An 8,685-nucleotide genomic window follows, 5' to 3' on the forward strand; every position below is an offset into this window, starting at 1 on the left:
AGCTGGGCCCCGTTTGATTCCCAGGAGCCACTGATAACCTCACAGTGACCATGGGTTTACAGGCTGCATGAGGGGGGCGTGTGGAGAGGTCGGCGAGCAGAGGTTTCACCCCACTGGGAGGGTGCCACGCTGCTGTAGAACACCCCGACGGCACTGCGGATGCGATGTCAGGTCCGATCTGCGACGATCATGGCTGGGCCAGTGCACACGGCCGGTAGCCCGCACGCCGATCGCAAGCGCCGCACAGCGTTGACCGCGCTCCGCGACGAAGTTGACGAAGTTTCCGTCCTGCTGGCCCGTCGTAACGCCCGGCGACTGATCCGTCAGATGGGCTTGCGGCCGCGGGACGGGCTTCCCCAACTGCTGGCGGCCGTCGAGCAGCGGCGGAGAAAGCGCATCATCGTCCTCGAACGGCCCCTGCCTCCTGATGTGTCCGGCCTGCACATCGAAACCGCAGAGGCGGACATCATACTGATCGATACCGGGGCCACGCGTCTGCTGCGCCTGGTGATCCTTCTGCACGAGCTGCGGCACCTGCTCCAGGACACCGGCGGCCGCACTCGGCGACTGAGGCTGTGGGCGGCCCGCTGGCTGGCACGAGTCCGCGTACGAATACCCCAGCCGCGGCGTGCCTCCGACCCTGATCACTCACTGCTGCCGCCGGGCTTGCTCTCGGCCGTTCTGCCCACACTTCCGCCGCACGTAGCCCGATCCGTCCAGGGACGCACGTTGGCGGTGAACATGCGCGCTCCGCAGCACGAGCGTCTCGATCAGGCCGAGGTCTTCGCCCGCGAGGCGCTCAACATGCTGGCCCTGCAGGGCGATCCGGCCGGAACGGGCGCGATCACCTCCTCGCTCGAGCACCGAGGAACCGGCATCTGATGCTGGAGTCGATCCTGACCGTGGTCAACCTGGCCATCGGCGCCGTGTGTGTCACCGCAGGCACGGTCAAGGCCATGGCTGCACGGAACACCCCCGACACGGCGCTGAAGGTCACCTCCTCGGTCCTCCTGTTTGCCTCAACGGTCTACGCCCTGTCCGCACCGGCGGTCTACCGTGTGGTGGGTTCCGTCACGGGCTGGCCGAGCCTGCCCTCGCTGCTGATCAACATGGCCATCTTGTTGTGCGTCGGCCACGCGCATCTGCTCACCGTGCTCTGGCATCCGCAACGACGGACGCCTGATGCGCTGCGGCGCTCAGTGACCGCCTGGGCTCCCATGTACGCGGTGGCCGTGTCGGCGATGGCAGTCCTGTTCTTCGCCGCCGGCCCGGTAGGCCCCGCACGTCCGCTGACCTTTGCCACCTCTTACGCCGAGCATCCGCCGATACTCGCTCTCGAGCTGGTCTACCTGACTGCCCTGGTGGTCGGGATTGTCGCGACCGTGCGCCAGTGCCGCGGCCGCAACGGCGTCATCGCCCTGCCCGAACGCCCCGAACTCGCGCACAGCCTCAAACTGTTCGCCGTGGCGGTTGCCCTCGATTTCCTCTACGTCCTGGGAACGGGCACCGCCGTCGTCGCGGCCTCCCAAGGTGACCACGGGCTCGACGTCCTCGCCGCCCTCGGATCCGTCGCCAGCAGCAGCAGCGCGCTCGTCGCCAGTTACGGGCTGTCCAAACCGGCGCTTGCTGCGCGGGAGGCGGAGCAGCGTGACTACCAGGCGCTGCTGCCGTTGTGGCGGTTCGTGGCCCTCGACAGGGGCAGCACCCCCCTGCATGTGACGCGATGGAACAGCCGGTTCGCGCTGACCAACATCGTCGTCCTGATCCTCGACGACATCCGCGTGCTTCAACCGTGGGCCGGTGCGGAGGCCTCACAGGCAGTGGAGAAGGCGCACCAGAACCTCAGATCCCATGCGGGGGCCGCAGAACCCGAGGCCGACGAGGACCTCGTGGTGGTGAGGGCTGCGGTGGTCCTGCGCGTTGCCCGTCGACGCCGGGACGATCCCCACGTCGTCCTCCCGCCCTCCAGCAGCAGCGAAGCACTGAGCGACCTGGCGATCGCGGAGACCACCACCCGCGCCCACCTGCTGCGCGTGGCCCGCTACCTCGACCATCCCGCGGTCAACAACGCCGTGAACGCCACGCAGCCCGCCTGAGCGGCAAGCCCTCCGCCTCTGCACCCGTGGACCGCCTCCCCCCTCTTCCCCGCGTTGAAGGCTCCAGCTCGGCCGCCAGCTGTGTGTCCCATTTAACGCGGGGAAGAGGATTGCCTCCTGAGACCGTATGGAAATTGATCATGGTGTCCTCCACTGTGAAAGGAACGGCCGTGATCCCCGCGTCTCCCCCCATACCCAAGGCGGCGGGCTACCTTCCGCTGCTCGGTCACGCAGTGCCCCTCATGCGCGACAACCTCGGCTTCATCGCGTCACTGCGTTCCTACGGCCCGCTGGTTGAGATCCAGTTGCAGCCCGGCCAGTCGACGATCGTCGTCAACGACCCCGCCCTGATCCACACGCTACTGGTCGACGTCGCCGCAACCCTCGACAAAGGCCGCTTCTTTGAGAAGATGGGGCAGCTGCTCGGTGATTCCGTCGTCACGGCCGCAGGAGCGGTACATGTCCGCAAGCGCCGCCAGCTGCAGCCTGCGTTCCGGCGCCCCGAGGTCGCCCGGTACGTCGACCTGATGCGCGACCAGGCCACCGCCACCATGACCGCATGGCAGCCCGGACAGACCCTTGATGTCCGCGAGACGATGGTCAAGATGTCGCTCGACATGCTCTCCGCGACGGTCTTCTCAGGCAGCATCAAGGAGCAGGCCTTCTACGAGTTGCGCCAGAACCTGTCCGTGGTCATGAACGGCGTGGGGGCACGCATCATGATGCCGGACTGGATCGAGAAGCTGCCCCTGCCTGCCAACTGGCGCTTCACCGCTGCGCGCGACGCCGTGCGGGCCACCATCCACACCGCGGTCGACGAGCTGCGCACCGCTGACCAAGACACCGGCGACATGCTCTCACTCCTCCTCCAGGCCACCGATGAGGAGACCGGCCGCCCGCTGACCGCCGACCAGATCTGCTCCGAAATCCTCACCCTTGCCGTGGCCGGCACAGAGACGACCGCATCCGTGCTCTCCTGGGCCCTGTACGAACTGGCCCGGCACCCCGACATCGATGCTCGTATCCAGGCAGAACTCGCCACGGTTCTCGGTGACCGCCCGGTCACCTTCAACGACCTCGGCCAACTGCCCTATCTGCGCGCGGTCATCACCGAAACACTCCGGCTGCACCACACCGGATGGCTCGTCACCCGCCGAACCCTGCAGCCGACCCGCCTGGGAGCATGGGAGCTCCCTGCGGGGACCGAGCTGGCCTACTGCCAGCACGCACTGCACCGCGACCCGGCGCACTTCCCCGACCCGCTGGTCTTCAACCCCGACCGGTGGCTGCACGAGGACCAACAGCCCCTGTCCGAGGGAGCGTTCCTCCCCTTTGGTGCCGGTAAGCACAAATGCATCGGTGACCGGTTTGCTCAGGCGGAGATCACCACCGCGCTCGCCACCCTCACCCAGGCGTGGCGGCTCGAGCTGGCTCCCGGCCAGCGCATACGGCCCGTAGCCCGGGCCACCGTCCGGCCCAGTTCACTACAGATGACGGCACACCCACGAGCGCACGCCCCGCTCCATGCCTCCAGCGCCACCTCTGACTGAGCTTCCCCGACCTGCGGGAACACGCCCGCACACGAGCGCTTCCCGCCACCGTGCATACGCATGGTGGATGAAGGGAAAGCTTCGCCGACGCTACAAACGATGTTGAAAAGGACTCCATCATGCAAGCAGCACCCACAGGCCAGTTCCACGCGCTCCTCATCGCGATCAGCAAGGTACTGGACTTCGGAGATCGCATACTGAAGCAGGTGCGGCGCCGGCCCCGGTAGAGATCGCCCCGCTGCGCACCATGACTCGGGGGCCGCCACGGGGCGCCCCGAGTCGTGCACGAGAGGCATGCACGCACAGCCAAGGCAGCGGATGCTCTTGAACTTGAATAGGTGATGTCGGTGCCCGCTGCCCGCTCGCAGGTCTGCGGGTGTTGCCGGGCAGTCCATCGCGAGAGGATCTTCCCAAGCGCCAGCCCCTGCCGCAGTTGCCGAAGCCCGAGTTCACCTTGATCACCATCGAGGCGCCACCCGAGGTGCCGCCCAGATCGCTGTCCATCTCAGGGAGACCGGCATCCCAGGCGGGTTGATCGGATACGAGTACGGGCCGCTGAGCGAGCCGGTGTACTTCGGGGAGATCAACGAACGGGGGCTGGTCGCCGTCGCAACGAGTGGCCTGTTCGGACACATCACCGTCGACGTGGCCAGTGGTCACGTGGTGCAGCTCCACGGCGTCGAGTCATCGACGGCCCATCACGTGAACGCGACCTCGACTCCTTCAGCCGATGCACCGCGGCCGTGATCGCACGCTTCCCGTTCTCTGCGGAGGGCGACGAGGAGAGGTGCGAGGAGGTGGCGGAAGAATTGCGCGAGCTCCTCTCCGGTACCGACGGGACCGCTCTCGCGGACGACGGGTTCTGGGAGACCTTCTGCAACGACGTGGCGATCGGAGACTACTCGGACTGGGATGCGTGATCCGGACCAGCTCCCGACGTTGGTCAGCCGTCCAGGCTCAGGCCGGTGGCAGCGATGCAGCCGTCGCCGAGGTCAGGGCTGTACTGGACTTTCTTGAGCCGACATTTCACGGCTTTGGCGATCTGCCGAGGTCCGCAGCAGCCAGGTTGCCCAGGTCGCGTTTCACCAGCGGCCAGACGCCTCGGTCGGATTGCACACCTACGCCTGGCGGCGCGGAGCCCCCGGCTTGTCGCCCTCTGCGGCCCGTACTTCGGCCAGCGCGGACAGCACCGTCGGCATCAACTGGCGCAGGAGGTCGGGGTCCTGACTCACCTGCCCGGTGCTACGCGCCTCTACGGACACCACGCCGTGCGCCTGCAGTTCGGCGGCCACGGCATGAACGGCGTTCTTGGCGCCCTCCATCCGCTCCAGCACCGGGCTAATCGCCAAGACCAGCGCCTCGCTCTCGCTCAACGAGCACCAGCCCACCGGTACCTTGAAGAATCTCTCGAGCCTGGCCGCCGTGTCCCGGCCAGGCTCGTTTCGGCCGTTCAACAGATGACTCACGGCACTGGCTGTGAGCTTGAAGTCGACGCCCGCTGCAATGCTGCGCAGCGAGTACTTCTTGCCGCGCGGATCCCGTCGCGTCTCGCACAGAAACCGCAGCCTCTCGGCAAAGCGCTGCCTCTCAGCCCGCGGAGGCAGGCCGGCGAGCCGGGCGTGCACGCGCGCCGGTGTGACTCCCGTGGTGTAACTGATCGACTTGAAGTCCAGGATGCTGCTCCAGGACAAACCGAGCTCAGCCAGCAGCCGATTCCCTCGATCCAGCCATGGCGTGAATACGTCCTCCGCTGGGCCCCGCTCGATGGCGTCGTCTGTCACCTGTAGGTCTCCATGGAGTGGCCCGGTTGGCCGGAAGGGGTCACGGGGCTGTCCCGCGCATATTCCGGCGTGTCTGCCCGTGATCGTACGGGTGGCTGTCTTGGCCACGCCAGATGTGTTTACAGATGTTGACACAGCTGGGGTGCTCCATAAAGATCTATCCGCTAGCTGATGTTGGCCGAGCGAGAGTTGCGCTGGTGCTGACCCTCCCTGCATGCGTACATCAACGGGCGGAGATTCCTTGCTGCGTCATCCTCACCGGAGACGCAGCCTGACCTGGCCCGGGCAATTCACGGCTGCGATGGAGACGGAACGGGATTGGAGGGCCGGCGGGGGCACTCGCCGCCCCGGGCACAGATGGAAGGACACTCCGTGGCACCAACGGCAGCGGACCCCGGCGCCAGGACCGGCCCGCTGCCGCGGGCCCGCGACGAGGAGAGCAGCAGATGTCGACCCTTGGCTCGTTGGCCACAGAAAAGCCTGAACTCGAGCTCGCCTTCGCAGAGTTACGGAGCGCCGCACAGCACGGCATGAGGAGGGTCACCGGAGTGACCGTGTTGACTCTGGCGACACTGCAGGAGAACGGTGCGCCGCGTACCCTCTCCGAGGGCACTCTCGTCCTGGTCAGCGGCGCATTGCCCTTCCGTGTCCGAGGTGGCGCAGTACTTGCGCTGGAAGCACTGCTGCAGCGGATGGCCGCGGAGGGCTGTTCCGGTCTCGTCGTCACCATCGCCGCGCGGAGCGGGCACCAGCCCTACCCGCAGTCCCTCCGTGACCTCGCCGACCAGATCGGCGTCCCGCTGCTGACTACTGCCGCTCCCGTCGAGCACTGGGCGGGCCTGCACGCCAGCATCCATCAGCACCGCCTGGCCACGGCTGAACAGCGAGCTGCTCAACTCACCTCCTTGGTCGAGCAGCTGCCCGCACAGCTCGCCGACCCGAGGGCCATGCAGAGGGTCGCGGACTGGCTGGCCTGCGCCCTGGACGCCCAAGTCCTGGTGAGCGAGCCTGATCACGTCCTGGCGGCTTCGCCCTCCACGGCTGCCGAGCACCTGGCTCAGGCGGTCATCCGCCAGTCCGTCGAAGGCAGCACCCCGGATGGCTCGTGCGGCCCGCACACCCAGCTCATCTCCCTGGCCTCGTCCTGCGGCGCGCAGACCGTCCTGGCGGTGGCCCGCCGGGTCCGGTTCGACGAGCCCGACCTGAGGCTCCTTCAGCACGCAGCCAAACTCCTCGGCCTCGTCGACCAGGCCTGCCGCGAGTACCGTGTGGCCGCCGATGCCTCCCAGGCAGCTCGCGTCGCCGCGGTCGAACTGCTCCTGGCAGGCGAGCCCGGCAAGGCACGCCGGGTCATGGCTTCCCTGACACCGGGCCTCCTCGACGCGGACTGCGGCCGCGTCTTCGTGGTCCAGACCGACTCCGTCGGCCGCAGCGGAGCAGTACGCCGTTGCGAGACCGTCACGGCAGGCCGTGCCCTGGTCGTCGCCGACCCGCGCGATACCGGACGGATCCTGGTGATCCAGCCCCTGCGCTCCGGGCACAGCGATGAAACCGTGGCGCAGGACCTCGCCCACCTGGTCGGCGCTCAAGGACCCGTTACCTCGCTCGGCGGCAGCGGCGTCTACTCCCTGTCCCTGCTCGGCGAAGCCTTGCACGAGGCAGTCTCGGCCGCCCGCTTCGCCCTCCACCAGCCCGACTCCGTCGCCCTGTCCGCCCAGCACACGGACCTCGTCAGCCTCCTGCCGCCACAAGCCGCCCAGCACTGGGCACGGCACCTACTGCGCCCGCTGGAAGCCGACCACTCGTGGCCCTTGTTCCGCGACACCCTGCCCGCGGCCCTCGCTTACCCGAACACGGTCGCTGCCCGGCGCCTGGATCTGCACCGCAACACCGTGACCCGCCGGGTGGCGCGTGCCGGAGGGCTGCTGGGCCTGGACCTCACCCAGGTCCACAACCGCATCATCGTCGGCCTGGCGCTCGAACTGGTCACCCACCGCGCTCTGACCGAGTCCTCCGCCGCGTCCCACGCGGGTGAGCCGCCCGCACTGCGGGATCTGCTGGCCAAGCCCCATCTGCACGCCTGGGCCGAGCAACTGCTGTGCTACGCCGGTGCCGACCGCCGGGAACTGCTCGCCACCGCACAGGCCTGGCTCGCCTGCGCTGCGCACCTCGAGCCCACTGCGCGGATGCTGGGCCTCTCGGAGGGCACCGTCCGCTCCCACCTGCGGGCCCTGGAAGGGCATATGTCCCGCGACTTGTCGTCGCTGGCCGGGATGCGCGACCTCATGGCCGCGCTGTACCTCGTCACCGGCAGGTCTGGCGCCTGCCTCGGGAGTGCGCTGTGCGCGGCGGCATGAACCCTCCCAGGCCCTCGTACACCGAGGCCGCCCCAGCGCGCCGGCCTTCTCCGCGCGCTGCGGTGCGGGCGGCTGACCTGAGCGGGGCCGATGCCAACTCGCCGTGCAGCAGCGGGCCTTGGCCGGTCGGTGGCCGGGCGCGCGCGGCGCGGCGCCGGAGTGCACTGCTCCGCTGGAGTGGAGGGAAGCCGGGGAGCCGGAATGCCTTCCTGCCCCGCCCGTCTCCTCGGATGCTCCTGCCCAAGCCTGGCCGGTGTGCAGTATCGCGGATGCTTCGTGCCGGGAGGTGCACGTCAGGGCGGCCCGTGCACCTCGTGAGGCAGAAGGTACAGACTGCATCCTCAGAGTGGTGCATATGCTTCATAGCAATGCAATCCGCGTATGCATAGCGTTGCCGTTGCCGTTGCTGTTGCCGTTGCCAGCCCAGCCGGATCTGGTCTGCCAAGACCAAGTGCGGCGAGGGTCGGGCGAGATGAGCACCGGAGCGGACGATCTCGGCACGGCATGGGCCCGGCCTTTTGGTCGGCTAGGGGGAGCGGATGGTCCGAAGTCTGCAGTAAACGGGCCGAGCGTGAGCGGCGCAGCCAGCGGCGCGAGCACCAGGAGGCGGGCACCGGGGGAGTGGATGGAAGCCACACACCCGGAACCCGCACTCGCCAGTGCACTACCAGGCCCTTGCACCGGGCCTGTGCGACCGACTCTCAGCAGAGTCAGCAGCAGTCCAAGTCACTTCGAACCACCGGGGTCCGCCGACGTGATACAGCACGACGGCGACGGGCGGGGGTGGACCCGGGCCCGGGGGGGGCCCCCCCCCCCCCCCCCCCCCCCCCCCCCCCCCCCCCCGGGCGCCCCCCCCCCCCACACCCCCCCCGCGGGCACCCCCCCCCCCGGGCGGGGTTAA

General features: G+C 68.4%; 7 protein-coding genes. 6 read left to right on the plus strand and 1 reads right to left on the minus strand.

The window, feature by feature from the left end; translation table 11 throughout:
* The first annotated feature begins 201 nt into the window (after nucleotides 1-201).
* From ACFWY6_RS41810 to ACFWY6_RS41830, 5 genes are all read left to right on the plus strand, one after another.
* Nucleotides 202-882: a hypothetical protein gene (locus ACFWY6_RS41810; protein ID WP_384702041.1), complete on the plus strand. Its 681-nt coding sequence runs from the start codon at nucleotides 202-204 to the stop codon at nucleotides 880-882.
* Nucleotides 882-2,096 carry a DUF6545 domain-containing protein gene (locus tag ACFWY6_RS41815; RefSeq protein ID WP_384702044.1) on the plus strand — a complete coding sequence of 405 codons (1,215 nt, stop codon included), beginning with the start codon at nucleotides 882-884 and terminating at the stop codon, nucleotides 2,094-2,096. Before ACFWY6_RS41810 ends, ACFWY6_RS41815 begins: the two co-directional genes overlap by 1 nt.
* Before the next feature lie 140 nt (nucleotides 2,097-2,236).
* Complete coding sequence (locus ACFWY6_RS41820; RefSeq protein WP_384702047.1) at nucleotides 2,237-3,646, plus strand: cytochrome P450; 1,410 nt, start codon at nucleotides 2,237-2,239, stop codon at nucleotides 3,644-3,646.
* Nucleotides 3,647-4,177: 531 nt separating this feature from the next.
* On the plus strand, nucleotides 4,178-4,393 hold the full coding sequence (locus ACFWY6_RS41825) for a hypothetical protein (protein WP_384702050.1): 216 nt from the start codon (nucleotides 4,178-4,180) through the stop codon (nucleotides 4,391-4,393).
* On the plus strand, nucleotides 4,390-4,566 hold the full coding sequence (locus tag ACFWY6_RS41830) for a hypothetical protein (protein WP_384702053.1): 177 nt from the start codon (nucleotides 4,390-4,392) through the stop codon (nucleotides 4,564-4,566). The genes ACFWY6_RS41825 and ACFWY6_RS41830 overlap by 4 nt, the downstream gene beginning before the upstream one ends.
* Nucleotides 4,567-4,764: 198 nt before the next feature.
* Here the strand turns inward: ACFWY6_RS41830 and ACFWY6_RS41835 are convergent, their stop codons facing one another.
* A complete protein-coding gene (locus ACFWY6_RS41835; RefSeq protein WP_384702055.1) occupies nucleotides 4,765-5,427 on the minus strand; it encodes a hypothetical protein in 663 nt (220 codons plus the stop codon).
* A gap of 548 nt (nucleotides 5,428-5,975) precedes the next feature.
* On the opposite strand from ACFWY6_RS41835, the gene ACFWY6_RS41840 reads away from it, so the two are divergent.
* A complete protein-coding gene (locus ACFWY6_RS41840; RefSeq protein ID WP_384702057.1) occupies nucleotides 5,976-7,784 on the plus strand; it encodes a helix-turn-helix domain-containing protein in 1,809 nt (602 codons plus the stop codon).
* The last annotated feature ends 901 nt before the right edge of the window (nucleotides 7,785-8,685 follow it).

Origin of the sequence: Streptomyces sp. NPDC059037, assembly GCF_042740015.1 — a bacterium.
Classification (GTDB): domain Bacteria; phylum Actinomycetota; class Actinomycetes; order Streptomycetales; family Streptomycetaceae; genus Streptomyces.

Excerpts from the sequence above, each read along its gene's own strand:
- ACFWY6_RS41815 (WP_384702044.1), top strand. The coding sequence starts at position 882 with ATGCTGGAGTCGATCCTGACCGTGGTCAACCTGGCCATCGGCGCCGTG.
- ACFWY6_RS41820 (WP_384702047.1), top strand. The coding sequence starts at position 2,237 with ATGGTGTCCTCCACTGTGAAAGGAACGGCCGTGATCCCCGCGTCTCCC.